Below are 26,671 nucleotides of genomic sequence, written 5' to 3'. Positions count from 1 at the left end.
AATTAAGATGGATGAAACAAAGAAGTAAACTGAAAAATTCAAACATGCTTTGACTTCTTCTCTTCAACTTGCTTCCAAAGCTCTTCAAACCTTTCAATAACCCTTTGAAGTGCTAAATTTAGATCCCTCGTACTCGTAAAGAATGCAACTTTATTGCTCTGGTCTCTGATTCTCAAGAAGTTGGGACCCATTCTGAATGCCGCTAGCACATCAACGTCCTTCAGCTGCTCAATAATAGCTCTAAACTTCCTAGGATCGCCGTGTCCCTCATCATGTTCCTCCATCCCCTTAGCTCTGTTTGGTCTCTTTTCCAAGAGCTTTGCGGTCCCATCTTCTAAGATTTCGTAGATTAAGAAGAACTCTGAGTCCCCATAGTGAGCGTCTGTCAGCTTTCCCTCATTTTCCATTCCAAACGCTACTCTAAGCTTCCTCATTTCCTCACCAAAAATTAGGTGAGCCTAATAAAATATAAACTTATTGCATAAGCTTGCGGAAGTAGCTTTTCATTGCAGACCAGTTGAGGGCAACATGCACAACCGAGAGTCCAAAGAAGGCAAAGCCAATATATGTATGAATTGTATCCATCAAGGATATCGGCAGAGAAATCCCTAGCTCCGCAAAAAGAGGGCCTATAAGGAGGAAAATACCACTTATTCCCGTTATCAGCCACAAAACAAAGAGAATCAGCGACACCCACATTCTAAGCTTGAAGCTCATTTTATCACCCCTTAACGAATGTTTTGCCGTTTATCGTTATCTCATAAGCCTTCCATTCCCCATCTTCATAAGTTGCTTTGACTTCAACTTTTTCTCCAACTTTAAGGAGGGCAAGCATCTCCCTCCAGTTATACTCTGCGCCCTCTTCACTTCTCCACTTTCCTCTAACTGCAATTTTAGTTGAGTTAACAACGAAATAGCGTTCTTCGAGATTTACATCTTCAATAACACCCGTTATAATCTTTTCAGTTATGTTAAGCTCAGGAATCTGAGCAGAAGCATTTACCATCTCCTCTTCTGATGGAGTTCCAATGTAAAAGTAAACTGTGACTCTTTCCTCCGTACCGTAGGGACAGCTGCTTCCATATTTAAACACTACATCAAGCGCTCCATTCCCAAGAACTTTTACTGTGTACTGCTTAACTGCCGTGTATGCATCAGTCAGCTTAGTCTCACTCTCGCTGACAACTTCAACATTGACGGGATTTTCAGTTAGAATTTCCCAGTCAGAGTAAGGACATGGTTGGGCATGCTTAAACTTAACCGTAACGTTGAGTGTAACTTCAGTCCCAGCCTCTGGAACATAAACTTTGGCAGGAATAACACAGAGCAAGTCAGAACCTTCATGAGAAACTGCTGAGCCAATGTAGGTTATCCCTCCAAATGTAGTGGTTATGTTTGAAGAAGGAATTTCTGTGCTGCTTTTAATACTATTTTCAGCAATCTTAACTGCAAATGGCATGATTATAATTATTGCACAGAGTATGAAAGCAATTGCTATTCTCCTTTCCATACATCCAAGCCCCCTATACAGGCAAAACTTACATATGAAATTTTGTATTTAAATATTTCGGTTATGGGTGGATTTTTGTAAACACTTCTATTTAATTAAACGTTTTTATTTACACAAAATGTTTAAATTCCACAAAGATGTGTATTTTTCGGTGGTTGCTGTGAAAAAATGCTTAGCGCTGCTTTTAATTGGAGTTTTAGTGTTTAGTGTGATTTCAAGTGGATGTATAAGTGAAACAAAAACAGTCACCCCAGAGAAAAGTGGCTCACCGACACTTTCAAGCTCAACCACAACGCAGGAAAAGAACGAAGTAGTTTTGAGGCTTATTGGCCCTAATGGTGAGGAAAAAGCCCTAACGCTCGAAGACATTAAAAAACTGCCTCAGTTTGAGGGCAAAGGAGGGCTTAAGACAAAGAGAGGCTCGATAAAAAAGGTTGGTACGTATAAGGGTGTTCTTCTCAGCGATCTTCTCAAGCTCGTGAACGGCCTTTCTCCTGATTACAACATTATAATAACGGCTGCAGATGCAACTGGATCAAGAAGATCAGAATCGTAGAGTTTGTAAGAAAAAAGGAGTGCTTCTCAGTTTATGGGGAGGTATTCAACATACTCTACTTCTCACCGAGAACCCTAAACATCTTTCATGGAATAGATGCCATCGTAAAGAACGAGAGCAATTCAGCGAAGCTCAAGGACGTCCTAGACAAGGCAATATTAAAAGAAACTGCAAAGAAAGTTATCTTTGTAACGGAAAATGGGAGGTTTGAGTACTCTCTCGAAGAAGTGCTTGATAAAAATCCGACGATTATTTATGAAGATGGAGAGTTTAAAATTCCTGAGCTCGGAATAGAGGGTCTGGAAGGAATTAGAGTTGATAGAGGGTGATAAAATGCTGTTGAGGAAATTCAAAAAAGAAGCGCTGAAGCTTGCAAAAGGCTTGGAACTCATCGATTTTTCATTTGGACTGCCATACACTTACGTTCTCGTCGAGGGTGAAAAGGGCAAAGCCCTCGGAGTTGCTATGACTTTACCTGAGGAAATCCAAAGATACGAAAACTCAATCGAAGAACCTAGCCTTGAGGAGTTCATAAAAAAGGCTGACAGTCTGAACGTTGTCGAAAGAACTCTAGCTTTAGCAGCAATAAATGCAGTTTCTCAATATCACATTGATCTAAGTAATGCGGAGTGGATCGACGCAGTAGAGCTCCTCCCTGATGATATTGAAAAGGTGGCAGTTATTGGAAATATGCCGCCGATAGTTAAGGCTCTGCGGGAGAGAGGTTTTGAGCTCTATGTCTTTGAGCGAAATCCGAAGCTGTGGGACAGAGAAACACTGAGCGATTCCTTAGAGTACTGGCTTCTGCCAGAGATGGATGCAGTTATTGCAAGTGCAACTTGTATAGTAAACGGAACTGTTGATATGATAGCTGAAAGAGCAAAGAATGCAAAAATTATTCTCCTTACAGGGCCAACTGGACAGGCTTTGCCAGAGTTCTTTAAAGGAACGGGAATAACCCATATTGCATCCATGAAGGTTGTTGATATTGAGAAAGCAATAGAAAAGCTGAAGTTAGGCTGCTTTAGAGGATTTTCAAAAGAAAGCAGAAAGTACACGGTAGCAGTTAGTTAAGCGTTTCTATTTACTTTAACTTTTTTGTTTACGCAAAATGTTTAAATTTTTCAGATATGTGCATTTTTCGGTGATAACATGAAAAAGACGCCAACTCTGCTCTTGCTATGTGTTTTGATTTTTAGTGTAATTTCAAGCGGATGCATTGGCGAAAAAGCCCAAGTTAACAAAAGCACAAAGGAGTTCGAAGGGCAAACAGTTGTTGTATGTTCAGGAGCTGGCTTGATGAAGCCCATGAACGAGCTCATAGGAATGTTTGAGAATGAAACAGGTGCAAAGGTTGAGGTTCACTACGGTGGAAGCAGCGAAATATTTGGCATTCTGCAGACAACCTGCGGCTGTGATGTCTTCATTCCTGGAGCCTGGTACTATACCAAAGTTGGCATGGATAAAGGCTACGTTCTGAATGACACGGTGAAGAATGTCACCTTGCACATCCCAGTAATAGCCGTTCCAAAGGGTAATCCAAAGAACATTCATTCACTTGAAGACTTAGCAAAGCCCGGTGTTAGAGTTGTTCTAGGCGATCCAAAGGCCTGTGCCATAGGAAAAGTTGCAAAGAAAATGCTTGAAAAGAATGGCCTCTGGGAAAACGTGAGCAAGAATGTCGTAACGTTCACGCCAACTGTAAACCAGTTGTTGATATACATCACGACTGGACAGGCTGATGCCGCTATAATCTGGGAGGATATGACAACTTGGGCACAAGCAAAGGGCAAGATTGAGGTTATTCAAATTCCACCGGAGCAGAATATCATAAAGACAATTCCAACGGCTGTAACCGTCTGTGCAGAGAAAGATGGACATTTAGAAGTGGCTAAAGCCTTTAACGAATTTATAGCTAACCATACCGAAATCTGGGAGAAGTGGGGGTTCAGGCCATGGAAGGGCTGAACTTTAAGCGATTCTGCATTTTTGTTTCCCTTTTGTTCACATTTTTTCTGTTCTTGGCGATAGCGTCGCTCTTTGTTGTTCCAAACCCCAAAGATATTGCTGAAGCATTAAAATCAGAGGAAATGCTCTTCTCCCTCAAGCTATCCCTCATAACAGCTTCAATTTCTACGTTGATTGTTATGTTGATAGCAATTCCAATCGGCTATGCCCTTTCAAGATTTTCCTTCCCAGGGAAGAATATAGTCAAATCAATCCTCGACCTCCCAATGGCTTTTCCAGAGCTTGTTTTGGGGTTAGCATTGCTTCTCCTCTTCGGAAGGACACCAGTTGGAGAAGCCCTCCAAGACCTTGGAATAAAGATCGTCTTCACAAAACTTGGTATAGTTGTTGCTCAAATTTTCACTGCTCTGCCTTATGCGACAAGGATTTCCTACTCAACCTTTGAATCAATAAGTATAAGGTATGAGCTCGTCTCGAGAAGCCTCGGCTACGGGGAATTTGAAACTTTCAAAAACGTCACACTTCCTCTGGCAAAGAACGGTCTGTTCGCTTCAACAATCATAACCTTCGCAAGATGCATGGGTGCCTTCGGGGCAGTGCTTATCCTAGCTGGAGGAAGCTACATGAACACAGAAATTCTGCCGGTAACGCTTTACCTGAACATATCCTACGGCAACATTGGGATGGCAATAACGAGTGGAATAGTTCTGATAGTTGTGTCCTTCATGGCCATCCTTGCATTTGAAAAGCTAGAGGGTGGTACAAATGTTTCTTGAAATCAGAGATTTGAGCATTGATTTAGGTGAGTTCAAGCTTGTGGATGTCTCTCTGGGAGTCGAAAAGAGAGAATATGTAACGATAATTGGCCCTACAGGAAGTGGAAAATCAATATTGCTGGAAACAATAGCTGGATTCTACAAGCCAGAAAGGGGAAAGATAATCCTGGAAGGGAGAGACATAACTCATCTACCTCCAGAGAAGCGTGGAGTCAGCGTGGTTTATCAGGACTACGTTCTCTTTCCACACATGACTGTTTACGACAACATAGCTTACGGTTTGAGGAAGAAAATCAATGATGAAGAGAGAATCAAGGAAGAGGTTGAAAGAATAGCGAAGGTTTTGAAAATTGACCATCTACTCCACAGGATGCCAACAACACTTAGTGGAGGTGAGATGCAGAGAGCGGCAATAGCGAGGGCTTTAGTTGTCAAGCCGAAGCTCCTCCTCATGGATGAGCCTTTTTCAGCTCTCGATGTAAAGACTAGGGAAAAGCTGAGAAGGCTTGTTAAAAAGGCAATTCAAGAGTACCAGACAACAGTTCTACACGTTACTCATGACTTTGATGACATTTTCAGCTTAGCGACGAAAGTAGTTGTGATGAGAGACGGCAAAGTTCTGCAGATTGGAGAACCGGAAGAAGTATTTTCAAGACCCTCAAGCGACTTTGTCGCTGATTTTGTCGGAACAAACATTTTGAAGTGCAGAGTCGTTGGAGCTGAGGGTAATTTAACTGTGTTAAGCGTTAATGGGCTGAGAATTTACAGCACAGACAGAGCTGAGATTGGAGAGGAAGTTAGGGTGTCAATCAGACCGGAGAACATCATAATAGCGAAAGAGCCAATTGAAAGCTCGGCAAGGAACGTTTTCATTGGTAAAGTGTCTGAGGTTTCAAGGAAGGGACACTTAGTCTGGCTGAGGATTAAGCTCGATGGTGTGGAGCTTAAAGCTGTAATAACACCAAACTCCTGCGATCTGCTCGGCATTGAGGAAGGAAAAGAGTTCTACGTTATCTTTAAAGCTTCAAACGTTAGAATTGTGGGGTGAGAAAAATGCTGGATTTCTTTGAGCTTTATCTCTTTGAGGACTGTCCGTATTTCGATGAGACGACAGAACTGCTTAGAATCGAGGGTGAAGGGGAATTAAAGATAATATCGAGAGAAAGAGGGATAGCAGCTTGCACGGAAGACTTGGCAGGATTCTATGAAAGGAGAAGATTAAAGGTGATTAAATATATCAGAAGCGGGGAAGAATTTAACGCAGGTGATGTAATCTTCCAGGCTCAGGGCGATATTAAAGAGCTATTCAAGCTCTGGAGGATTTCTCAGACATTCCTTTCTTTAACCTGTGCAATTGCAACTAAAACAAGGCAGCTGGTTGAGATAGCAAGAAAAGTCAATCCTAACGTTGTAGTTGCAACAACAAGGAAGACTCACCCAGGAATGAGATATTTCGAGCTGAAGGCTGTAAAAGCTGGAGGTGGCTTTTATCACAGAAATTCGCTGAGCGATTCGATCTTGATAACTCAAAACCACTTAAACGTTGTTGGAGAGCTCAAAGACATCAAATCTTTAAGGAAAATCGAGATTGAGCCAAGGAGCAGGGAAGAAGCTTACAGATATGCAAAGATTGCTGATATCTTGCTCTTAGACCACTTTACGATTGAAGAACTTGGAGAGCTCGTTCCAAAGCTTAAAGCTTTGAATCCAAGGCTTGAAATAGCCGTTGCGGGAAACATAGACGAGAGCAATATCGAAGATTATGCCAAAGTTGCTGATATAATAGTTACGAGCGCTCCATACTATGCCCGGCCTCTTGATCTGACGACAAAAATCAAGAAAATTTAAGTTTTTATTTTTGCTTTAGGTTTCGTTTGAGGCTGCTAATTTGCAAAAACAAGGCAAAAAGGAAAAACAGAAACACTACTCTTTTTCAATTATAACTTCTGTAGCTTTTATTATAGCTTTAACTTTATCTCCGGGCTTCAAGCCAAGCTCTTCTGCTGCTTCTCTTGTGTGATCGTGGGTGTTATAATCCTTATTAACAGCCCAGAAAAATGTTCTAAAGACTATTTGCAGTAGCTAAAACTGCATTATTCAATTTTAACCTTTGGTTATACTCAAATTTGTCCAATAAACCTTTTAAGCTTTTTTTGCATATGCACATAATGGGGTGATCTCATGAGAATCGCAATACCAAGTTCAAACCGTGGAGGGTTAGAAGACACAATCTCAACAGTCTTTGCAAGGGCACCCGTGTTTACAATCGTCGATATAGAAAATGGAGAGATTAAAAACGTTAGAACTATCCAAAACGAAGCCATGAATGCCTCCAGTGGAGCGGATCCAATGGTTGTGCAAATGCTCGTAAATGAAGGCGTTGATGCAGTGATTGCTCCTCAACTTGGCCCAAACGCAATGGCTGCCCTACAAGCTGCAGGAATTAAGGTTTACACATTTCCACCAGGAACCCCGATAAAGGAAGCTGTTGAAAAGATAAGCAAAGGCGAAGCTCCACAATCACCCGAATACCCACAACATTTCCAGGCTCCACCACAGGCATACTATCTAACTCAACAATCTCAAGTCCCACCATACTACCCACCCGCTCCTCAGCCACAAGCTTACTATCCTCCATTCCCAATGCCAGCAAGACCACCGATACCAGAGCCACCAAGGCACAAGGATTGCATCCACTATAAGGATGGCAAGTGTGAATTTTGGAATCTAACTGTTCACGCTGATGATCCCGCTTGCCCATTTTTCATCCCAAAGAACGCTCCTTGGAGGTGGTGGTGATGCCGTGGGGTTGGGGTTGGTATTGGTGGAAGCCTTGGCCTGGAAACGGCCCATTCAGTTGGCTTCCACCATGGCTGAGACCTGGATGGCTCTTTGGAAGGGGAGCGTGCTGGTGGCTCTTTGGAGGACCATGGGGATATTATGCATGGCTTAGGAATTACTATCCATACTACTACCCCAGGTGGACATACTGGTGGGACTGGTGAACCTTTTCCTTTGAAATTTTTATTTTTGCGTTAGATTTGGTTTGGTCAAAAGCAAATGGAGGTGACGCTCATGCCAAGAGGATGGGGAAGAGGTAGAGGAAGAGGTTGGTCTGGTAGGGGTAGATGGGCTGGACCATGGCCAGGAAATGGGCCTTTTAGTTATCTTCCACCCTGGCAAAGGCCCGGATGGATTTACGGTAGAGGGGCATATTGGTATACCCGATGGTATTAGCCCAAGCTTACCTATTCTTTTTGCTTTATTTTTGTCCCATTGACACAGAGAAATTCTTTCTAGCAACAATCTTCTGCACATAACTGTTCATCACATCTCTTATGAAAACATAAACCTTTATAAACCCAAATTTGCTCCTCACAAGCCTCAAGGTGATTTGGATGAGTCAAAGAATAAACGCCACAATGCATGCAAAGAAAGTCTCTCATAGGTATTATGGAATATCAAAGGTTCCTAAGTGGTTTTACTCCTTCGTGCCCTTCAAAATCTCAACTGGCGGAAGCTCAATCCTAATGCCCCTCTACCTCCTCCAGCTTGGCGGAAATGCCCAGATGGTTGGAATAATGAACTCTCTCGCAAGCTTATCCTCAATGATCGGCAGCTTGTTTTGGGGAAAGCTGAGCGATAAAACGTTAAGGAGAAAAGTCTTCATACTCCTCGGATTTCTCAGCGTGAGTATATTCCTAACAGCCCTCTCTTTCACAGACAGCCCAACGGAGTTTATTCTGCTCAATGCCGTTTACTCCTTCTTCTTAGCATCAACTCTTTCAGTTCCAATAGTCTTAGTTCTTAGGAGCGTTAGAAAGCACAGCTGGGACTATGGAATCGGAAAGTTCAACGAGATAAGCGGATGGGCATGGGTTTTTGGACTTGGTCTAGGATTTGCTCTATCACAGTATCTCACAATAAGACAGCTCCTGCTTCTATTTGCTATCCTCAATGTCCCCTCACTCATATGGGGAGCCAAAACCATGAGAGAAATCCCAATATATATTAACAGGAAGAGCATCAAAGTTTTTGGAAACTACGTTGTCGAAAAAACCCGCTATCTTCCGACTTTCATACTCCACACCAACATACGAAAGCCAAGATTTGGGAAGTTCTATCTAGCCCTTCTTTTGTTCTGGATTTCAGCCGGCATGTACTTCTCACAGTTTCCTGTCCTCTTAGTGGAGAGCGGATTTGAGAGGAGAGTTATCTACTTAGCAGCAATTTTAAATTCAGCGGTTTCAGCGTTCATGTATCTAAGAGTTGGACTAATGCTTAAGAACAGAGATAACACGAAGGTCTTAAGAGAAGGAATAACGCTGAGGCTTCTTGGAGTAATAACTTTAATTGTTGGTATACTTACCCCATATTTGTTGCCGTTTGCTTTCCTATCGTATTTTCTAGCTGGTTACTCATGGTCTTTTATCAGCATCTCCTCAACGTCCATAGTTGGGAAGCTCGCTGGTGAGAAGGAAAAAGGCGCCGCAATGGGAACTTTTAATTTAGTTAACTCAATCGGCTACATAATAGGGAGCTTTGCCAGCGGATTCATAGTATATAGCGGCGGATTTTTGATAAACTTTACAGCGGCTGGAGTTTTTGCAGTGCTTAGCCTAATCACGCTCAAGAAAATTAGAATTTAAAAGGAGAGACCGTAACTTTAAACGCTCCAGAAATCGGAACATCCCTGAAGACATCTCTTTCTTTTTCAAGATCTTTCAAATCAACATTCATCTCAAAGTCAATAACTTTGCTTTTTGAGATAAATACAAAGCGAGTCAACTTTCCATCTTTCACATATGCCTTAAATGACTCTTCTTTATCCACTGATTCTCCTCGGATTTCAATGTCTGCACTGCCACTAGAAAGGCAAAGCCTCATTAAAAGTGAAGGAAGAGTTGAAGGTGTCAGCTCTTTGATGTGAGCGGTAATTTTTTCTCCAGCTTTGCATATCTCGCATTTTTCATAAACTTCGGCCTGGCTTTGGCAAAAGCGTTTGATAGAATCAGCTATGCCGTTTGCAAATATCTCAAGATTTTTGCCCATCATGAATTCTCCAAATCCAGACCAGCTCGCTTCAACTCTAAGCTTGTTGTCCAAGCACTCAAACGTAATCGTTAGAATTCCCTTATCACCCTTAAATGTGTAAATGCACTTATTCTCTTCAAATCCAGCCTCAAGCTTGAACTCAAATCCAAAATTAAAGAGGAATTTTGGAACTTTAAACCTCACATAGAGCTCTCCATTGCGCTCTTCTATGTTGTCAAAGTACGGGAAATATCTCACAACAATCTGCGAATTCTTCAAAACCTCCTTAAGAAAATCCCAAGGAAGCGTAAATTCTCTCTCTGCAACCTTTGATTTCAATTTATTCACCCCATCGAGGTTAATAACTTCCATCTGAAAAATCTTTCGATTGAGAAAATTTTCACATGAAGTTATTATGATAAAGCTTATGAAAAAGCGAAAAAGAAAATAAGAAGTCAGAACTTCAAAACCCTTGCCAGCACTATTAGTGGATCCCACACCGGTGCAAATGGTGGAGCGTAGGCTAAATCGGCAAAGAATAAGTCTTTTGTCGTAAAACCAGCTTGTAACGCAACAGCAAATGCGTCAATTCTCGGAAGTATATCTGAACCAACAGCTTGAAGTCCTAAGAGCTTATTTGTTTCCTTATCTGCCACTGCCTTGAGCCAGATTTTCTTTCCACCGGGGTAGTAGTGAGGCTTTGTTCTTGCTTCAATGAAAGCTGTCTTAACATCGTATCCCTCCTTCAATGCCTCGCTTTCAGTTAAACCTGTCTTTCCGATTTCCAAGTCCATGAACTTTGTTATTGAAGTGCCAAGAACTCCAGGGAAGTGTATTTCCTTTCCAGCTATATTACTGCCAGCAACATAGCCCATCTTATTTCCTGGTGGAGCTAGAGGAACCCAGACTCTCCTCCCAGTAATTATGTGCTTTGTCTCAGCAACGTCTCCAGCCGCATAAACATTTTCAACACTAGTCTGCATCTTTTCATTCGTCCATATTGCACCAGTTTCTCCAATTCTAACGCCAAGCTGCTTTGCCAGCTCAATGTTCGGCTTTATTCCCGTTGCTATCACAACTAAATCAGCCTTGTACTCGTTTGCATCAGTAACGACTTTCTCAACCCTTTCTTTGCCTTCAAGTCTTATTGTTAGCTCCTGCAGGCGGAGATTTATGTGCTCCCTAAGCTTTGCCTCGACGATGTCTGTGATTTCTTTGTCATAGCTTTTCCTTAGAACTCTTTCGCTCCTCCCAATGAGCGTTACATTCTTTCCTTGAGCAGCAAAGGCTTCAGCCATTTCTAGTGCTATGTATCCCGTTCCGATAACCACTACATCTTTAACATCATATTTCTGCATATACTCCCTTATCGCAACTGCATCGGGAGGCAAATCAGCTGTAAAAACTCCCTCTAAGTCAATTCCTTCAATTGGTGGAAGCTTAGGGGAGGCCCCGTTGGCAAAAACCAAGTAGTCCCACTCATATTTATGCTCACCATCTTTTTCTTGAACCCTAACTTGTCCTTGCTCAACTTCCACAACTTTAGCATTTAAGTGCAGATCAATGCCCCTCTTCTTTATGAAGAACTCTGGAGGATAATGCATCAGCTTTTCTTTTGGGGAAATTCCTTCAACAACGTAGGGCACTCCACAAGGAGCATGACTTACCCATTCCGTTGCTTCGAAGACTTTAACATCCCAGTCAGGCTTTAAACGCTTGACCCTTGAAGCAGCACTCATTCCTGCAGCTCCACCACCAATAATTACAACTCGTTTGCTCATTTTTCTTCACCGCTAAAGGTTCAAAACCAAAGGTTAAAAAGGTTGACGGGCAAAAATGTGGAAAAGCTAAAGATTCAGAGGAAACTTAACATAATCTAAAACACTTCCTCTAGCTTTTTTAATCTCAACATGTTCAACTAAATCCTTAAACTGACCCCCCAAGAGACCATCGCCGATTATTGCACTTCCCTGAGCAGCCTCTTTGGCTTTTCCTTCCAAGCCTCTCTGCTTAACCACAGGCAAACCGAACTTTTCCTCGAGGAGATCTTTAACATCTTCCCTAAGCTCTTTGATGCGCATAAGCCTTCCAGAGAGGATTATCTCCCTCGGCTTTTCAATAACTGCCAGTTCACTTGCTATGGCTTTTACAAAGCCGTCTTTCATTGCTTCCCAAGCTTTTGCAAAGCTTTCCTCATCTAAGCGCTTGGCAAACTCTTCTGGAGATAAAATCTCACCAGTTGCTATTATTGAAGCCCCTCCGTAGAAGAGGTGCCACTTCCTTATCTCACCAATCAGATAAGCAACCTCTCCATCCAAAGCGCCGCTGTTGACAAATGCCGGCCCGGGGAAGATAGTTCCGCCAATTCCATCGACTATCTTTCCTTTGTCAACTGCTCCAGCAAAGTTGTAGCCAAAGCCGACCTCAAGCAAAGCGAATGAAACCTCTTCATAGGGAATGCTTAAGCGCTTAGCTTGATCGTAGATTGCTAAAACAGTTATTGCCAGTTTATCTGCAGTTCCCATGTCAATCTTGTTGTATTTCCTAAATTCGGGCACCGTTGGGAGGTGTATTATTCCTGGAATAAACCAAACGTTCATCTCTTTTTCTCTCATCTCATCAACCATCTTCTGGAGACCAATTAAAACGGGGATTTGCATCATCTCCTCTTCCCTAACAAGGGTCATCTCAAATCTGTCTTTCTCAGTTAGCTCACTAATGTGCTTCAGCGGAATTCCATAGCCAGAAGGCCCAATTATTATATCAGCGTTGAACTCTTCAATGGCTTTTACAATTTTACTTGGCTCTTCAGCTACAACTTCACTTGGAAAGCTTAAGTCGAGCTTTATCTTTCCATCCTCGAGACCAATAACGTCAAAGCTCCTTGTTCCAGGATCAACACCTATAACCCTCATTTTATCACCCAAGAAAAAGAGAAACGCCAAGAATTATAAAAGTTGTGAGATTATTCCTTTTTACTCTCAATGTAGTATTTGCCTTTAATTTTCACAAGCTTGTAGATTTCTCCTTCCTTCAGATCAATCTTCGGCCTCTCAATTTCGAATGTTTCATAATTTTCCATATCCATGAATTGAGCCTCTTTAGGAGTTAAGCTTGTGAGCATGGCTTCCTTCCTCTCATGTTCAACCAGATCAACACCCTCTCTCTTTATAGTCTTCCAGTCTTTGTGCTCGCTTTCATGAGTTGCTAGGTTTGTGAGGTTCATGCCTTTTCCGTTAACTTCTTCGACACGATATACATTTCCATTCTTGTCACTAACGATGTCCCCTTTTCTGAACTTGGGCAGTCTAACACTTACACTCGTCCTATAAACTTCTTTGCTCGTCTGTCTGTCAAGACCTACAAGCTCATATGCTTCACTTATAGTTCCACCATATTTGTCTCTTATTGCTTGAGCAAGTTTTCTTGCCGACCTTGTAGAGCCCATGTAGAAATCAATACCCTCATCAAGCTCAACGGTGTCTTGAATAAACCCCATTCTGTCCTTCTTCATTATCTCATCCACTTTCTCTTGGACGAGCTTTACAATTTCGTCTCTCTCCTCCTTAGTCAGCTCTCTGTCCTCAGCCCTAACTTGCAGAATAGCCTCGAAGTAGCCTCCAAGGAACTTTTGACATCTCGGACAAACCGTCTGCCTTACATAAACTGTAACAGTCTTCTTTTCATAGTGCAGTTCTTTTTGAAGTTCGTGTATGCGAGCTTTGACTTCAACTTCATAAATGACAATTGCAGGAAAGTAGTCAATGTGCCAGTTAACTGGCTCGTAACTTACGTATGCAACGCCAACTGGGAGCTCTTCAATCTCATCAAGCTCCTCCTTTGGGATTATTCTTATTTCTTTGACGCGCTCATCTAATGCTAAATTTTCAAGCAGAGCATTTTCAGCAACTTCAAATATCAGCTGGTCAAGTTCGTAATTTTGCGGATCAACCCACACCCCTTTCTTTTTATAGCTCCCACAGTTCTGGCATAACTCGGTGTTGAGTTCACTCTCCATTAGAAGTACAGGATTCTCTTTTCTGAAGCAAACTTGACACAGTCCATCTATTAGAGGCCCTCCCTCACTCTCACCTATCCCACATCTATAACAGAATCTCTCACTCATAACTATCACCCCAAACTCACCATAGCATTTTGGCCATTTGTGCATGGGGAACTCCCTGAATGTATAAAACCCTATCCTCGCTGACATAACCAAGCTCAATGGCCTTATTAACGCATCTCTCTCCCACAAGATTGGCTATTGTCGCCTCCTCTAAAAGTCTCTCTAAATCCTCAATATCTCTGAGCTCGCCTTTGTAAAATCTTTCCTTAACCTCTAACTTAAGCTCGCCTTCTCTGAAGGTCTTCCCCAACAACTCCTCATCACACGCTGCCAGCAAAATCTCACCTTGAACACGATAAACTTTCACGTATATCTTCATTTGAGCCACCTTAATAAAAAAGGGACAGGGGATTTAAAAATCTAATCAAGCTTTGCGAACAATGAGCTTTACCCCATCAATATCAACTACAACTACCTCATCTCCTTCTTTAACATCATCGAGAGGTTTAGCAAGCCATTCCTCTCCCTCAAGCTCAACCCAAATTTCGTCTCCTTTAATTCTCTTCACTTTTCCTCTTTTCCCTTTAAGCTCAAAGGTGTATTTGGGCTTTCCAATATCAATGGTTTCTTTCTTTATAAATCTGGCAAAGAGCTGATAGCTGATAACCGCAGCAACTAATGATACTACAAAGGCAATGTTGAAATTCACATCAAACACAAGCAACAAGCCAAGAATGGCAAAGGCTATTCCAATCGGCGTTATAAACGCTGCAACCATCATGTCAAGGACTATTATTAACAAACCTAAAATTAAAAGTAAGAGGGGGAATAATCCATCACACATCACTCCCAGACTTTCTTTAATTCTTCATCAGTTTTATCGTTTTCTGTTTCCCCCATTTTTGATGAATCTCTAGGCGGGTTTTCTCTCGGCTCTGGCAGCTTTGTCTTGCCAACTTTTTGAAGAACCCTCAACAAGCCAATTAATGCCTCCGTATCATATGGAACTATTAGGTTGCCGTACTTAGCCAGCTCTGGAAGCTTCTCAATATATTGAAGCGTGAGATACTTTTCATCAGCCAGTCTCAAAGCCTCAAGAACTTTCTTTATAGCCTCAGCTTGACCTTCAGCAATTAGGATTTGTTCTTGCTTGATACCTTCTGCTCTCAAAATTCTCGCCTGTTTTTCACCCTCAGCTTGCTTGATTGCGCTCTCCTTCTTACCTTCAGCTATCAAAATCATTGCCCTCTTTTCTCTCTCAGCAGTCATTTGCTTGGCCATTGCCTCTTGTATATCCCTCGGCGGATCAATTCTTTGGATTTCAACCCTTGTAATCTTCACACCCCAACGATCTGTGATTTTGTCTAATTCTTCTCTCAAGCGAGCGTTTATTATGTCTCTTCCGCTTAATGTTTCATCAAGCTCCATTTCACCAATTATTGCCCTCAAGTTTGTCTGTGCAAGCTTGATGATAGCCAAGAGGAAGTCGCTGACGTTGTATGCGGCTTTTACCGGATCAATAACTTGATAGTAAACGACGGCATCAACTGTAACGACAACGTTATCCTTACAGATAACTTCCTGCGGCGGAACATCAATGACGTGCTCTCTCATGTCTATTATCCTAACCCTTTCCATAAAGGGTATGATGAAGTGAATTCCCGGCTCTAAGATTCTGTTGAACTTTCCAAGTCTTTCAACGAGACCCTTTTGATACGGTCTGATAACTTTAACGCTCAAAACAAGCATCAACAAGAGAAAAGCACCTAATATTACAAGGGCAAAAGTTGCTGGCATTACTACACCCCCATGTAGTATTCAAACTTTTGTCAGTAGAATCCAATATAAAGTTTTCGTCAGTTAAGGACTATGTTACTGGATAAAAGAACTAGAAAAGTCAAAAGGGAAGAAAAGAAAGATTTCAAGAGCTTTCAGCTTCCTCTGTAGCCTTCTCTAGAATTTCTACTGCTTTCTTCATGTTGAGGTATGCTTTTCTAAGTGGCATTAGAATCCTTGGATTACCAAGGTTGTTGATTATTGGACCATACCCCTCTGCAGCCTTGAAGTACTGCTCTGCAATCTGCTTGTAGTTAAGAGCTTCCTGAATAATTGCATTGTCAATCCCGAGCTCAACGCTCTTGTTGTAAAGATTCTCGAACTCTTTGATATATTTCTTGTAGTACATGTAATTGATGAAGTTGAGAGTCTGGACATAGTTAATTTGCCGTCTCTCTTCCTCCTTGTCAATAGCTGTCACGTCAACTTCTGCTGGTGAGTGAAGTCTAATTGTTACTACAAGTAGTGAATATGTATCCTTCGGAATGAGCTGGGTTCCGAGCAGGTCTGCATCATTGACCGTAACATTGTACTCATCAATGTCAAGCGGTAGCTTGATGGCAAGTGTGACAACTGTGCCGTGGTCACCATCAACAACTATCTTTGCCTCAGCTTTCTTGACTTCCTCCCTGCCTTCCTTAACTTCTTCAACTGTAACATCTGTCTCATCTTTGACTATCTCTGCATCACCGTTAAGCTCGCTCGCTATGACCATTAGCGCCGTGGTCTGTTCGTCAATTTGCTCGACGTGGGTGTCCTCGATGATGTCCTGAACCTCCTCAACAGTCATGTTGAGCTGCTCTGCTACTTCTTCAATGACCTCTGGGTTCTCCTCTGTGACCTCTTCAAGCACCTGGAGGGTCTCCTCTATGCTCTCGCCCGTTTCGGTAACGTTGGTGAGCTCTTCGATAACATCCTGAACTGTTTCTACAACGTTCTCTATGGTCTCCTCAACTTCCTCAACTTCCTCGACGACTTCCTCGGTATACTGCTCAACGTGGAGCTTGTAGTCAACTGTGAACCAGAACCCTGTTCTCCAGTCATTGTTCTCAAATGCTATTATGAGGAGCTTCTTACCCTCGTAGTCAACGAGGTCGTAGCCCTTGATTATGTCATTGGCTCCTTCATAGGTTGCCGCTATGAAGTCCCTGACACCGTCCTTTATGCCAAGATATATGATGAGCTTCTCAAGGTCGAGCTTCTGGTCATCGTCAGTCGCGTTCATCAGCATGTCCGTGAGCTCCACTACAGTGAAGTTCGCTATCATTGCAAGCTTTTCTGGGGTGTCATAGTAGTAGAGCCTGAGGCCTTCAATAGTCTCGTTGTAGCCTCCAAACTCGGCGATTACATCACTGACGGTAAGCGTTGGATAGTACCTGACGGCCCAGCTCGGGTAGAATCCATATGGAGCGTAGAACCACCATAGATACTCTGGAATCTCATCCTTGTTTAGTATTCTGCCACTAATCCATCCCTCAGTGTAGAACGCCCACGTAAAGTTCTTGGTGTAGTCTGGATTGACATATACAATTAGACCCGCAGTACTTCTGTCAATTATGTTGAGCTCGACATGTATTCCAGCCTTCTCGAGGAGGTCTGCGATGTAGTGGGCTATGTCCTGCCTGAAGTCCTCGACCCTTCCAATTCCAGTTATCGTTACAGGCTCTCCGTTGAACAGCCAGGTGCCGTTGACCTTTTCGAGTGTGTAATTGTACTTGGCAAGCTCCTCTGCGGCCTCACTGAGGGCTTCATCTATCTCCGTCAGTGCCTGTTCTTCGTCGTAGCTTACAACGCCAGTCATGTTGTAAATGCTGAAGAGCACTCCGTAGAGGGCATCCCAGTACTTTACTGGTCCGTACATTGGTGTAGTATTCTCGCCTATTATTGACTCAACGACATAGTTCCTGCTGATGAGCTTGTTGAGAGCCTCCCTGACCTTCTGAACTGCGAACGGGTTGAACTTGGGTGTTCCGTTGACGGTTATGACGTACGGAACCTCACCCTGGCCGAGACTGACGTCGTCGAACGGGTTGAGGAGGAGACTATAGTACGCCCAAGGTCTAATTACGCTTATAGTAACGTTTTCTGTTGAGCCCGGAAGCACTAAGATGAGCTTGCCTTCTCCAGCGAGATTAGCTGATATGCCGTAGCTTCCGCCACTGTCAGTTATCTCAAGCGGCTCGACCTTAACGACCTCGCCGTATGCTGAGATGTTGCTGTAGGTGTACGGAACATAGGCATCACCTTCATTCATGAGGAAGCCTGGCTCTGCTGCGCTGAGAGTGAAGTAGTACTTGTTGTTGCTCTCATCTCTGTCGTTAAGCGCCTTAACAACGATGGTGAAGCTGTGGATCTCAGTGTCATTGAGCGGTATGATGTAGTAGGCTTCATAGACATCGCTTGGTGCGAATTCATTAATAGTGTCGCTAGCGAGGACGTTTCCGTTCTCATCAAGAAGCTCAACGACAACGTCATATGCAGTCTTCTCACCCCTGTTCCTCAGGATGAATGTGACATTTGCTGTGTCTCCGACCTCTATCACATCTGGCTCGATGCTCATTGAGGAAACCTCAATGTCCGTTAAGGAAGCATTGCTTATTATGACCTTCATTGGAACCTGTATAAGGGTCGGTGCGTAGACTGAACCTATGAAGAGCTTACCAAGCAGTGGCTCACCGCTTTCTGCAAGCTGAACGAAGTTCGGCTCATGAAGTGAATACCCAACCGTAATGCTGTACTCGTTCTCATCAACCTTTGCAACGCTTGTGTCAACGTTCTTCTTCTCGTAGTCGTAGATGTAGAGGTCGTAGTAGGTGTCCCCAAATGCCGGGTTGTACCATGAGTAAACCTCGATAATGTAGTAGCCTGGCTCTGGGAAGTCTATAGTTACCCTCTCGTCTGCATACGGACTTGTTGAGCTTCCTACAGTTTCAAGATTCTCGAAGTCCGTGGTGTAGTAGACATATAAGTCGAGGTCAAGCCCAGCGAGGTCGTCATATATGCTTGTGAGAACTACATCGAGCTGTCCTGACTCGTTGACCTGAATTACGTAGAAGTGTGACTCCTCAGTTGGTGGTGCGAGCACGTTAAGGTATTTCTCAGGGATTATTAGACCATAGGCGTCAGTAGTGAGGTTTCCAAAGTCATAGCTTCTCTTGAAGAGGACGTTGAACTCTCCATCTGGCTCTTCGACTACAGCCTCAATGGCACTTGGAGTTACCTTTGCGGTGCCAATCCTTCCATAGAACGTTCTATGGTCTGAGAGACCATCGAAGAGCACGTTGTGGAGCCATACTGCATGCAGGCCATTCTGGGCTGGAGCCGCGATAATCTCCCTCGGTCCACCGCTTGTGGTCTTGTAGGCGAACCTTCCACTGCCCATATAGCTGTCATCACTTCTAGCTATTTCGTAAAGGGTGTATGGCCCGAAGACGTCCGGGTTCATCATGCTCCAGTCGTCCACGAGCGGTCCAAGTACGTGGAGATTGATATCCGTCGGATAGGCTCCATCCCATGCAACATCGGTGATTATGTATGTCTCGCTTACATTCATGTCTTCAGGCACGTTGAAGTAGAACAGCCTCCAGTCGCCGCTCTCATACCTCCACCACCAGTCCATGTAGCCGTACACGTTGCTGTTGTCGTAGAGGCCGGTTGAGTTTGTGTATCCTCCAAACTCGAACTCAGGTACTGGAGCTGCGACAACGACGCTGACAGGTACAGTAGTCTCGACTCCGTCGTACTTGAGGTAGATTGCACCCTCGTAGATTCCTGGAGCAGTATCCTCTGGAACCGTGAGCTTGACTGAAAACACTGCCGTGCCGTTAGCTGGGACAAGCACAGTTTCCGGTGTTATCTCTACCCAGCTCCATGGGACGCGCTTGTAGAATTCGAGCTTGACGTAGTTAACCTCACCACCGTTCCTGAGCCTGAAGAGCAGGCCATCGACAAACTTGCTCCGTGGGTTTCCAAGTGTTAGCGAGAGTGTTGTACCTGCTTTAACATCTGACTGTATCCTGTTGGTCTCGTACCAGAATTCAACGGTTCCATTTCCGTTGACGTCGGTCCATGCAAAGAGCTCTGCATATATATAACCAGCTTCGAGGAACTGCTCGTACGGTGTGTAGACAGTTACCTTGAGTAAGTCAACGTCCTCTGGGAGGTACTGGTCAATCCTTATTAGCTCTCCGAACTGACTCGAGTTGACTGTGAATGTGTATTCGCCGACCTTCTTGAATATCTCCGCAGAGACCTCGACCTCTTTGTTGGCAGTAGTGTTGGCATTCCTAATCTCAAACACCTTTTCGGCGCTCTCTCCTGGATACATGATGTTGGCAAAGGCTGGATACTCGGTCTCTCCAGCCTGCCACATTGAGGGTGACACTATTATTCCATCGAGCTCCATCGCAGCCTTAACTGCCCTGTATGCATTGAGGAATCCAGCACCTTGGCTGAAGACATCATGATTGACGTTGTCAGCGGTGCTCATGAGTATCTCCTTGACCTCCTGTGCGGTTGGTAACGTGCCATGAGCCTCGTAGTATGCTTGGTAAACGAGTGCAGTTATTCCAGCTGCCATGGGGGTTGCTAGGCTTGTTCCTGCCCACAGATCTGAGGCGAATACACCGTTTCCAACGCTGTTAACTGGTAAGCTACCTGCGGCAAACATACCTACTGCCAAGACGTCGGGGTCAACCTGACCGAGCGCGTTTGGGCCTCTGTTGGAGAATCCAGCAACATCTCCGTAGTTAGCGTACTCAAAACCTAATGGTCCTCCATCATAGCCGTAGAGGTTCCTGTAGCCGTATTCAACTGCAGCACCAACAGTTATCACTCCAGGCGAAGCGCCATTACTTGTGACGGTTCCATAACCCGGACCACCATTACCAGCCGCAAAGAGGAAGCTCACCCATGGTGTATAATTTGAGGTGATCCAGTAGAGGAACCTGTCTTCCCAGTCATAGCCCTTGTTTATGACGTAAGAGTTTCCGTAGCTGTTGCTGACGACAAGGGCTTCATCTCCGGTTCCAGGTATGCCATCGTAACCCTCAACGGCGAAGAATATGTAATCCAGCCAGATTCCACCAGAGTACAGTGAGCCTTCAGCGATTATCTTTGCTCCAGGTGCGGTTCCATATGTGTTTGCAGAGTAGTAGTATCCATAGTAAGTTCTTCCCCTCGCGGCAACGGCGGCTGCACAGAGTGTTCCGTGATCGCCTCCATAAGTAAAGTCAGTGCCTATCATGAAGGCAACGAGTTCACCAGCCTCTGGGATCTTGAGTGGGATTCCCCATCTCTCCGCTACTACATCTGAGTACGGTATTGGAGTCTCACCGTCGGCTATGAAATATATTAGTCCTCCAGAGAGGTCAGCATAACCATCTTGACCGAACCAGCCGTCATTTATACCATCGCCGTTTATGTCAATGCTTATCCCCTTGTCAGGTATCCCATCATGGTTTGTATCGACCTCCAGAGGACCACCGAGCGTGTCAAGGAAGTCCAGTTGAACTACTGGGTTATCCTTGGTATGACCAACGTCCTTGTTGAAGTCTATGACTGTTGATGGCAGCAAGTCAACGTAAACTGTATCGTACTTGCCTGCTTCTTCGCTGTCAGTCACGAGAACATAACCACCAGCCCAATATGCCCATAAGGCAAGATCTGGATGATAACCGAGCTTCATTTCACCGCTAACACTCGGCACGTTCAGGTCTTTGTCAAGCGGGAGCTTGACGTCAAAGAGTATCTCATCGAAGTCTGGACTGTATGCAAAGGCCGTGTATCCCGTGAGTAGTGGCTCTGCCTCAGAGTCTGGAACTATATAGTCGGCGAAGATGTCTGTTGGGCTGATGTAAGCTCCCCAGTAAACTTCTCCACCGTAGTATCTCTCTCCAGTGTAGTCCTCAATAATGGTTGGTACTGGCACGTCCTGAACGGATGCAAGCACATGCAGGTAATCCAGAGTGAAGGAAGTCTTTTCATAGGTATAAAGATAGTCCTCACTGATGAGCCAAAGCTTTCCTCCATTGTTGAGATAGGCTTTCCAGAGCTCGATGTCGTCGTAGGTTATTGTGTCATAGGCACCACCGGTAAACCAAATGACTAGACTGTAGTTGCTCATGAGTTCTAGGCTTGGGCCAGTCTCGTTAAGGAAGTTCTCATTGAACCAGACGTCATAGTAGGTATAGTTAACACCAAGCATGTTGAGTGAGATAAGATAGAAGAACTCGTAGATATCCCCACCGTCGTCGTCAACAAGCAGAACATTAGTAACATTGCCGAACCAGTTAAGAGTGTTATTTATAATTACAGCCCTCTCGTAGTCATCTGGAATGTTGGCAAGGCTCACTGTAGTGAAGGCAGTTGTGAAATTCTCGCCGCGATAGCCAATACCGATGTAGCGCTCAAGAAGCTTTGGAGTAATCGTGAATGGCATGTCAGCATACCAGGAAAAGATGTAACTTGGAAACTTTTCTCCGAGAACAAGGTACCAGAGCATTGAGTTTCCATCAAAGGCTATCGGCCATCCATAGTAAGGTGAGTCTGGATTCATATCAACCGCATAGGCATCCTGCAGGTCAGGATTTCCAAAGTCGACACCGCTATCTATAACGGCAACGTTTACTCCATTTCCTGTAATCCCAAGATCAGACCAAGCATCAAGAGCGCCATGGTGGTAGATTGCAAAGTAGTCAGCGGGCTGCTGCTTTGGAACACCCTAGCCGCAACTTTCCAGCCGTCCGCTACCTTAAGCTTTCTAAGCTTTTCTGGAACCAGGGACTTCATAGTTGAGACCTTTATACCATCTACCATGCTGACCTTTGGCTTCCATGAGTCTACTCTGTAGGCGTATTTTGATACTGGGATGTTTACAAGATTCTCCGAGATATCCTCGGCATCGGGCTCCTTAATTTTGCCGATTGGTTCAAATGGATTTGGCCTCGTGATAGCCTTTACTTGGGGAATGGATGCTATCTTTAAGAGTGTCTTTTCACTCTCCTCTTTTACTGGGATAAGCACTAAGTACACTGTCATGCCAGCAACTTCTGTCCTCCCAACAATCTGAATCTTTGCGTTGGTAAGAACTCTCTCGATGTCCTCTGTAGCTACAATCTGAACAAACATAAGATTTTTACTGTCCAATTTCGCAATATCTCCATTAGTCTTGTTTTTCAGGATTTCCAGGAGTTTTGGATCAATTTTTTCCATGGGTGACGTATACTGTTTTGGTTCTTCTGTATTAACGTTCAGTTTAAGAATTCCTGACTCTATCTGTGGCATTGAAGTTGGTGAAGAAGAAACATTGGTTGCTTCTGTAAAGGTTGCTGGAACTACTGAGAGAACCATTAATACAACAATAAGAAGGCTCACTGTCTTTCTATTCATCTGGACACCTCCGTCTATAATTGTTCAGTCATATACTACTCACGCCAAAAATATAAAAGTTTCTGTGAGCAAAGTTCATATTTTGAACTTTGATGGTTAATATAAATCATTCACGCTCGTTTAGCAAACTCTGTAAAGTGATCAATGCGTAGTTGTAACAACACTAGTAATAAGAGATAACAAAATCAAACAAAAGAAAAAGAAAAGGAACTATAAATTTGAGAAGTTAAATGCTAAAGCAACTTCCAAAGCAGTCCCTAGATGAAGAACATCCTCATCAACATCGAATTTTGGATGATGGTGCGGATAGATTATGCCCTTCTTTTCGTTTCTAATTCCCAAGGGTATGAACATTCCAGGAACTTTTTGGAGATAATATGCGAAATCCTCTGCACCCATAGATTTGGCAACCTCTCCAACCCTCATGCCGTATTTTAAAGCTACTTTTCTCACAAATTCCGTCATCCCTGGATGATTTATCGTTGGTGGAACAAGCTCTTTGATGTCGAGCTCGTATGTTGCTCCATGAGCTGAGGTTAGACCTCTCAAAATTTCGTCCATCCTTTTCTCTATTAACCTCCTAACCTCCTCACTGAAAAAGCGATGAGTGCCTTTCATTTCGACCTCTTCTGGAATAACGTTAAAAGCAGTGCCCCCTTGGACTGCGCACACACTCACAACGCCTGTCTCAATTGGATTGAGATTTCTGCTTACAATCGTTTGGAATGCTAAAATTGCTTGGGCAGTAATTGGAATTGGATCAATAGTTTCGTGGGGTGCTGCCCCATGGCCGCCCCTCCCTTTTATTTTAATGCTGAATGTTCCTGCACCTGCTAAGATTGGTCCATCTCTAATTCCAAAAACTCCGCTTGGCAAGTCCATCCATACATGTATTCCAAAGATTGCATCAACTCCTTCTAGAGCACCGGCTTCAATCATCTTTAACGCTCCATTGCCCCCTTCTTCAGCCGGCTGGAATATTAGACGAACTGCATTTTGGAGTTTATCTTCATGTTCAGCTATGATTTTTGCTGCTCCTAAGAGCATGGCAGTGTGAGCGTCGTGTCCACAAGCATGCATCTTTCCAGGGATTTTAGACTTGTAAGGGACTTCATTTTCCTCTTGAACTGGCAGAGCGTCCATATCTGCTCTAAGAGCTATTCTTTTATCACCCTCTCCGATATCAGCTATTATTCCTGTTCCAACGCGCTTAATTTTATAGCCCCACTCTCTCAAGTGTTCTTCCACAATCTTGGAGGTTCTTTCCTCTTCATATTTGAGTTCTGGATACATGTGGAAATCCCTGCGCCACGCTATAATCTGGTCTTTTATTTTCAAAGCTTCTTCAATGGGATTCATCTTAAACCACCGAAAATAATTTAACAAAGATAATTATTTTAGTGTTTCGATATTTGTCTTAGAGTAAAGTGCACCAAAGAGAATTAAGACTGAAAACAGAAATGCATCAATTCCACTTTCAATAGCATAGATTAGAGTTGAAAGAACAATTACTGCTGTCTTGACATTTCTTTCAGACAACTTAAGCAACGTTCCAACGAGATAAGCTTCTAGCACTCCAAAAATTCCAAAATCCGCTACCAGCTGACCAAAAAGAAAGTAAGTGTAGTGGTTCTCTAGAGTGAACATAAAAGCAACTCTCCATCTTGGATCACTATGAAGCAAAAGTCTCCCATGGAAAAATCCAAAGGGCATGGATACATGGACTAAGTTATGGAAAATTAAAAACGTAAAGCCAATTCTAACTAATAACCCCTCCAAGCCTCCGCTGAGATAAAGAATTAGTAAAAACACTGGAATAGCGAGGCAGATTTTATCCAATGTAAGCCTTTCTTCAAAGTAAAAAGGTAGAATGTACATTAGGAATATAAGGAGCATAAGCGATCTAAATGTTCCAAGGAAAAACAGCATTTCAAGAATCAAAAAAGCCAGAGTTTTAAATCTAATATCCCAATTCACATAAACTAGCGAGACTCCACTTAGAAAAGCTAAAAACACAAGAATCTTACTTAATTCAAACCTTAAATTCCAGTTAAAAAGCGGGACTCCTTTGAAAAGGTAAATAGAAACTAACAGAATTATTGAAAAAACCAACCAAATGTGGGCATGCTTTTCAAACGGATTGTATTTCATTGAAAATAAGAAGATAAACGCCACTGCAATGGCACCATAGAGCGGGAGAGCAAAAGACAGCACAAAAAGCATCAACCAGTAAGCCCAAGCAGGAAGCTCAGCGGGCTTTAGATATCCAGCTACAAGAAAAACAAAGAATAAAATTGCAACCAGTGAAGCAGTCCATATTCTGGACATGTCTAGCTCAGCAGCATATAACTTATCCTTAAGAAAAACATTGGCACAAAGGGTAAGCAGGATATAGATGAAAAAGGCCAAGCTAAAGAGCTTTAGAGACTTCACAGTACCACCAGTTACTAAATTCGACTTCACATATTAAAAGAATTGAGGCTCGTTTTGTTGATTTTCTGGACATAGATTATGCCAAAAAACAGCATAATAGCTAGCACAAAAGCATCAATACCAACCTCGATGAGATAAATTAAAAGAGACAGAACAACTGTCAGAGAGCTCAAATCTTTCTCGGAGTACTTGAGTATAGCCCCCAAAAGATAGGCTTCAATTACTCCAAATATCCCAAAATCAGCAACAGCTTGTCCAAAAATAAAAGACGAGTATATATTCCTAGCGAGGGTGAACATAAATGCTATTTTCCTACCAGGAGAGTAGCTAAGAAGCAAGGAACCGTGATAAAATCCAAAGGGGAGTGAAATTTTAACGAGATTTTCAAAAATAAGAAAAGTAAAACCCACTCTTATCAAAAGTCTCTCAAGATTACCGCTTAAAATTAAAACAGCTATTCCAACAAGAACCCCTAGGAGTATCTCCTGCATTTTAATTTTTCCAGAGAGATAATAAGGGATTACATAAGCCAAAAACACGAGAATCAAGAGAGAACGAAAAGTTGACATGAACAGCAAAATAAAAGATACAAAGAAGTACAAGCTTCTAATTCTTCCCCTCTGCTCGAAAGCTATCGCCGTTAAGAACAAATATGCAGATAGTGTAAGCACCTCCGTTAGTTCAAATCTAATGGGATACTCAAAGAAAGGAACCCCAACAAAGAGATAAGTGGAACCAACGATGCCGACACCTAGCAAAAAGACAAACCAAGAGAACTTCTTAAAAAACTCTGGCTCATATTTGAGAAGGATATACAAAAACACTACAGCAGCTGGGGCTAACACAACATATCGTGCAAAATATACTGCCAGCAAAAATATCGCAATCCACACAGCTTCACTTGGCAGATATAAAGGTCTAAGATATCCAACCACAAAACAGCAGTAAAAGATAAGTATTACTGCAAGAGAAAGCGGAAGCATATCTCGAGAAGCAGAATACTCTTTAAGGACTAAATGAGAGCAGAGCATTAGAAGAAGATAAGAAAAGAACGCCAAGCTAAAGAGTTTTAAGGATTTCATCTCACCACCAATTTAATAAAG

The 26,671-nt window shown here is 43.1% G+C and carries 26 protein-coding genes; 10 read left to right on the top strand and 16 right to left on the bottom strand.

The window, feature by feature from the left end; genetic code table 11:
• Positions 1 to 38: 38 nt before the first annotated feature.
• Genes E3E24_RS11200 through E3E24_RS11190 form a run of 3 tightly spaced genes read right to left on the bottom strand, consistent with a single transcriptional unit; the run spans position 39 to position 1,510 of the window.
• Positions 39 to 434 carry a NifB/NifX family molybdenum-iron cluster-binding protein gene (locus E3E24_RS11200; protein ID WP_167885162.1) on the bottom strand — a complete coding sequence of 132 codons (396 nt, stop codon included), beginning with the start codon at positions 432 to 434 and terminating at the stop codon, positions 39 to 41.
• Positions 435 to 474: 40 nt separating this feature from the next.
• Positions 475 to 717, bottom strand: coding sequence for a DUF4405 domain-containing protein (locus tag E3E24_RS11195; protein ID WP_167885161.1), 243 nt, complete (start codon positions 715 to 717; stop codon positions 475 to 477).
• A gap of 4 nt (positions 718 to 721) precedes the next feature.
• A complete protein-coding gene (locus tag E3E24_RS11190) occupies positions 722 to 1,510 on the bottom strand; it encodes a DUF5666 domain-containing protein (RefSeq protein WP_167885160.1) in 789 nt (262 codons plus the stop codon).
• Positions 1,511 to 1,661: 151 nt separating this feature from the next.
• Here E3E24_RS11190 and E3E24_RS11185 point away from each other — a divergent pair, with 151 nt between their 5' ends.
• The 6 genes from E3E24_RS11185 to E3E24_RS11160 all read left to right on the top strand — a co-directional run bounded on the left by E3E24_RS11185 (position 1,662) and on the right by E3E24_RS11160 (position 6,658).
• Positions 1,662 to 2,066, top strand: a complete 405-nt coding sequence (locus E3E24_RS11185) for a hypothetical protein (protein WP_167885159.1) — start codon at positions 1,662 to 1,664, stop codon at positions 2,064 to 2,066.
• A gap of 333 nt (positions 2,067 to 2,399) precedes the next feature.
• Complete coding sequence (locus tag E3E24_RS11180) at positions 2,400 to 3,140, top strand: Rossmann-like domain-containing protein (RefSeq protein ID WP_167885158.1); 741 nt, start codon at positions 2,400 to 2,402, stop codon at positions 3,138 to 3,140.
• Between the two features lie 78 nt (positions 3,141 to 3,218).
• Positions 3,219 to 4,034, top strand: coding sequence for a molybdate ABC transporter substrate-binding protein (gene modA / locus E3E24_RS11175; RefSeq protein ID WP_167885157.1), 816 nt, complete (start codon positions 3,219 to 3,221; stop codon positions 4,032 to 4,034).
• Complete coding sequence (locus E3E24_RS11170) at positions 4,022 to 4,810, top strand: ABC transporter permease (protein WP_167885156.1); 789 nt, start codon at positions 4,022 to 4,024, stop codon at positions 4,808 to 4,810. The genes modA and E3E24_RS11170 overlap by 13 nt, the downstream gene beginning before the upstream one ends.
• Positions 4,800 to 5,858 (top strand): ATP-binding cassette domain-containing protein, encoded by a 1,059-nt coding sequence (locus E3E24_RS11165; protein ID WP_167885155.1) that lies wholly within the window; start codon positions 4,800 to 4,802, stop codon positions 5,856 to 5,858. Before E3E24_RS11170 ends, E3E24_RS11165 begins: the two co-directional genes overlap by 11 nt.
• A 5-nt stretch (positions 5,859 to 5,863) precedes the next feature.
• Positions 5,864 to 6,658, top strand: coding sequence for a nicotinate-nucleotide pyrophosphorylase (locus E3E24_RS11160; protein WP_167885154.1), 795 nt, complete (start codon positions 5,864 to 5,866; stop codon positions 6,656 to 6,658).
• Between the two features lie 75 nt (positions 6,659 to 6,733).
• Here E3E24_RS11160 and E3E24_RS13095 read toward each other — a convergent pair whose 3' ends face one another.
• Positions 6,734 to 6,883 carry a molybdopterin-binding protein gene (locus tag E3E24_RS13095; protein ID WP_370520492.1) on the bottom strand — a complete coding sequence of 50 codons (150 nt, stop codon included), beginning with the start codon at positions 6,881 to 6,883 and terminating at the stop codon, positions 6,734 to 6,736.
• Positions 6,884 to 6,991: 108 nt separating this feature from the next.
• On the opposite strand from E3E24_RS13095, the gene E3E24_RS11150 reads away from it, so the two are divergent.
• The 4 genes from E3E24_RS11150 (at position 6,992) to E3E24_RS11135 (ending at position 9,459) form a co-directional block, all read left to right on the top strand.
• Positions 6,992 to 7,609 (top strand): NifB/NifX family molybdenum-iron cluster-binding protein, encoded by a 618-nt coding sequence (locus E3E24_RS11150; protein ID WP_167885153.1) that lies wholly within the window; start codon positions 6,992 to 6,994, stop codon positions 7,607 to 7,609.
• The gene (locus E3E24_RS11145; protein WP_167885152.1) at positions 7,609 to 7,815 is read left to right on the top strand and encodes a hypothetical protein; all 207 of its coding nucleotides are present in this window, start codon (positions 7,609 to 7,611) and stop codon (positions 7,813 to 7,815) included. The genes E3E24_RS11150 and E3E24_RS11145 overlap by 1 nt, the downstream gene beginning before the upstream one ends.
• 70 nt (positions 7,816 to 7,885) lie before the next feature.
• Positions 7,886 to 8,047: a hypothetical protein gene (locus tag E3E24_RS11140; RefSeq protein WP_167885024.1), complete on the top strand. Its 162-nt coding sequence runs from the start codon at positions 7,886 to 7,888 to the stop codon at positions 8,045 to 8,047.
• Positions 8,048 to 8,208: 161 nt separating this feature from the next.
• Positions 8,209 to 9,459 carry an MFS transporter gene (locus tag E3E24_RS11135; RefSeq protein WP_167885151.1) on the top strand — a complete coding sequence of 417 codons (1,251 nt, stop codon included), beginning with the start codon at positions 8,209 to 8,211 and terminating at the stop codon, positions 9,457 to 9,459.
• Here E3E24_RS11135 and E3E24_RS11130 read toward each other — a convergent pair.
• The 12 genes from E3E24_RS11130 to E3E24_RS11075 all read right to left on the bottom strand — a co-directional run bounded on the left by E3E24_RS11130 (position 9,449) and on the right by E3E24_RS11075 (position 26,650).
• Entirely contained in the window at positions 9,449 to 10,183 is a 735-nt protein-coding gene (locus E3E24_RS11130) for a hypothetical protein (protein ID WP_167885150.1), read from the bottom strand. The genes E3E24_RS11135 and E3E24_RS11130 overlap by 11 nt on opposite strands.
• A 116-nt stretch (positions 10,184 to 10,299) precedes the next feature.
• Complete coding sequence (gene cdr, locus E3E24_RS11125) at positions 10,300 to 11,625, bottom strand: CoA-disulfide reductase (RefSeq protein WP_167885149.1); 1,326 nt, start codon at positions 11,623 to 11,625, stop codon at positions 10,300 to 10,302.
• Positions 11,626 to 11,691: 66 nt separating this feature from the next.
• Complete coding sequence (locus E3E24_RS11120; protein WP_167885148.1) at positions 11,692 to 12,759, bottom strand: DUF1464 family protein; 1,068 nt, start codon at positions 12,757 to 12,759, stop codon at positions 11,692 to 11,694.
• Between the two features lie 50 nt (positions 12,760 to 12,809).
• A complete protein-coding gene (locus tag E3E24_RS11115) occupies positions 12,810 to 13,970 on the bottom strand; it encodes a 60S ribosomal export protein NMD3 (RefSeq protein ID WP_167885147.1) in 1,161 nt (386 codons plus the stop codon).
• 16 nt (positions 13,971 to 13,986) lie between these two features.
• Positions 13,987 to 14,289, bottom strand: a complete 303-nt coding sequence (locus E3E24_RS11110; RefSeq protein WP_167885533.1) for a DUF424 domain-containing protein — start codon at positions 14,287 to 14,289, stop codon at positions 13,987 to 13,989.
• Between the two features lie 45 nt (positions 14,290 to 14,334).
• The gene (locus tag E3E24_RS11105) at positions 14,335 to 14,754 is read right to left on the bottom strand and encodes an NfeD family protein (protein WP_167885146.1); all 420 of its coding nucleotides are present in this window, start codon (positions 14,752 to 14,754) and stop codon (positions 14,335 to 14,337) included.
• Complete coding sequence (locus E3E24_RS11100) at positions 14,754 to 15,707, bottom strand: SPFH domain-containing protein (protein WP_167885145.1); 954 nt, start codon at positions 15,705 to 15,707, stop codon at positions 14,754 to 14,756. Before E3E24_RS11100 ends, E3E24_RS11105 begins: the two co-directional genes overlap by 1 nt.
• Before the next feature lie 124 nt (positions 15,708 to 15,831).
• Positions 15,832 to 22,302: a S8 family serine peptidase gene (locus E3E24_RS11095; RefSeq protein WP_167885144.1), complete on the bottom strand. Its 6,471-nt coding sequence runs from the start codon at positions 22,300 to 22,302 to the stop codon at positions 15,832 to 15,834.
• A gap of 68 nt (positions 22,303 to 22,370) precedes the next feature.
• A complete protein-coding gene (locus tag E3E24_RS12720; protein WP_206204909.1) occupies positions 22,371 to 23,135 on the bottom strand; it encodes a hypothetical protein in 765 nt (254 codons plus the stop codon).
• Between the two features lie 210 nt (positions 23,136 to 23,345).
• Positions 23,346 to 24,494: a M20 family metallopeptidase gene (locus E3E24_RS11085; protein WP_167916029.1), complete on the bottom strand. Its 1,149-nt coding sequence runs from the start codon at positions 24,492 to 24,494 to the stop codon at positions 23,346 to 23,348.
• A 33-nt stretch (positions 24,495 to 24,527) separates the two neighbouring features.
• Positions 24,528 to 25,568: a hypothetical protein gene (locus E3E24_RS11080; RefSeq protein WP_167885142.1), complete on the bottom strand. Its 1,041-nt coding sequence runs from the start codon at positions 25,566 to 25,568 to the stop codon at positions 24,528 to 24,530.
• A 26-nt stretch (positions 25,569 to 25,594) separates the two neighbouring features.
• Complete coding sequence (locus E3E24_RS11075) at positions 25,595 to 26,650, bottom strand: hypothetical protein (protein WP_167885141.1); 1,056 nt, start codon at positions 26,648 to 26,650, stop codon at positions 25,595 to 25,597.
• Positions 26,651 to 26,671: the final 21 nt, after the last annotated feature.

Source organism: Thermococcus sp. LS2, assembly GCF_012027375.1.
Classification (GTDB): Archaea; Methanobacteriota_B; Thermococci; order Thermococcales; family Thermococcaceae; genus Thermococcus_B.
The sequence above is the reverse complement of the archived record's forward strand: the minus strand, read 5'-3'. Positions and strand labels throughout refer to the sequence as shown.

Bases quoted from the DNA above. Each gene is read 5' to 3' on its own strand.
- E3E24_RS11200 (WP_167885162.1), bottom strand. From the start codon at position 434: ATGAGGAAGCTTAGAGTAGCGTTTGGAATGGAAAATGAGGGAAAGCTG.
- E3E24_RS11195 (WP_167885161.1), bottom strand. From the start codon at position 717: ATGAGCTTCAAGCTTAGAATGTGGGTGTCGCTGATTCTCTTTGTTTTG.
- E3E24_RS11190 (WP_167885160.1), bottom strand. From the start codon at position 1,510: ATGGAAAGGAGAATAGCAATTGCTTTCATACTCTGTGCAATAATTATA.
- E3E24_RS11180 (WP_167885158.1), top strand. From the start codon at position 2,400: ATGCTGTTGAGGAAATTCAAAAAAGAAGCGCTGAAGCTTGCAAAAGGC.
- modA (WP_167885157.1), top strand. From the start codon at position 3,219: ATGAAAAAGACGCCAACTCTGCTCTTGCTATGTGTTTTGATTTTTAGT.
- E3E24_RS11170 (WP_167885156.1), top strand. From the start codon at position 4,022: ATGGAAGGGCTGAACTTTAAGCGATTCTGCATTTTTGTTTCCCTTTTG.
- E3E24_RS11165 (WP_167885155.1), top strand. From the start codon at position 4,800: ATGTTTCTTGAAATCAGAGATTTGAGCATTGATTTAGGTGAGTTCAAG.
- E3E24_RS11160 (WP_167885154.1), top strand. From the start codon at position 5,864: ATGCTGGATTTCTTTGAGCTTTATCTCTTTGAGGACTGTCCGTATTTC.
- E3E24_RS11150 (WP_167885153.1), top strand. From the start codon at position 6,992: ATGAGAATCGCAATACCAAGTTCAAACCGTGGAGGGTTAGAAGACACA.
- E3E24_RS11145 (WP_167885152.1), top strand. From the start codon at position 7,609: ATGCCGTGGGGTTGGGGTTGGTATTGGTGGAAGCCTTGGCCTGGAAAC.
- E3E24_RS11140 (WP_167885024.1), top strand. From the start codon at position 7,886: ATGCCAAGAGGATGGGGAAGAGGTAGAGGAAGAGGTTGGTCTGGTAGG.
- E3E24_RS11135 (WP_167885151.1), top strand. From the start codon at position 8,209: ATGAGTCAAAGAATAAACGCCACAATGCATGCAAAGAAAGTCTCTCAT.
- cdr (WP_167885149.1), bottom strand. From the start codon at position 11,625: ATGAGCAAACGAGTTGTAATTATTGGTGGTGGAGCTGCAGGAATGAGT.
- E3E24_RS11120 (WP_167885148.1), bottom strand. From the start codon at position 12,759: ATGAGGGTTATAGGTGTTGATCCTGGAACAAGGAGCTTTGACGTTATT.
- E3E24_RS11115 (WP_167885147.1), bottom strand. From the start codon at position 13,970: ATGAGTGAGAGATTCTGTTATAGATGTGGGATAGGTGAGAGTGAGGGA.
- E3E24_RS11110 (WP_167885533.1), bottom strand. From the start codon at position 14,289: ATGAAGATATACGTGAAAGTTTATCGTGTTCAAGGTGAGATTTTGCTG.
- E3E24_RS11105 (WP_167885146.1), bottom strand. From the start codon at position 14,754: ATGTGTGATGGATTATTCCCCCTCTTACTTTTAATTTTAGGTTTGTTA.
- E3E24_RS11100 (WP_167885145.1), bottom strand. From the start codon at position 15,707: ATGCCAGCAACTTTTGCCCTTGTAATATTAGGTGCTTTTCTCTTGTTG.
- E3E24_RS11095 (WP_167885144.1), bottom strand. From the start codon at position 22,302: ATGAATCCAGACTCACCTTACTATGGATGGCCGATAGCCTTTGATGGA.
- E3E24_RS12720 (WP_206204909.1), bottom strand. From the start codon at position 23,135: ATGAATAGAAAGACAGTGAGCCTTCTTATTGTTGTATTAATGGTTCTC.
- E3E24_RS11085 (WP_167916029.1), bottom strand. From the start codon at position 24,494: ATGAATCCCATTGAAGAAGCTTTGAAAATAAAAGACCAGATTATAGCG.
- E3E24_RS11075 (WP_167885141.1), bottom strand. From the start codon at position 26,650: ATGAAATCCTTAAAACTCTTTAGCTTGGCGTTCTTTTCTTATCTTCTT.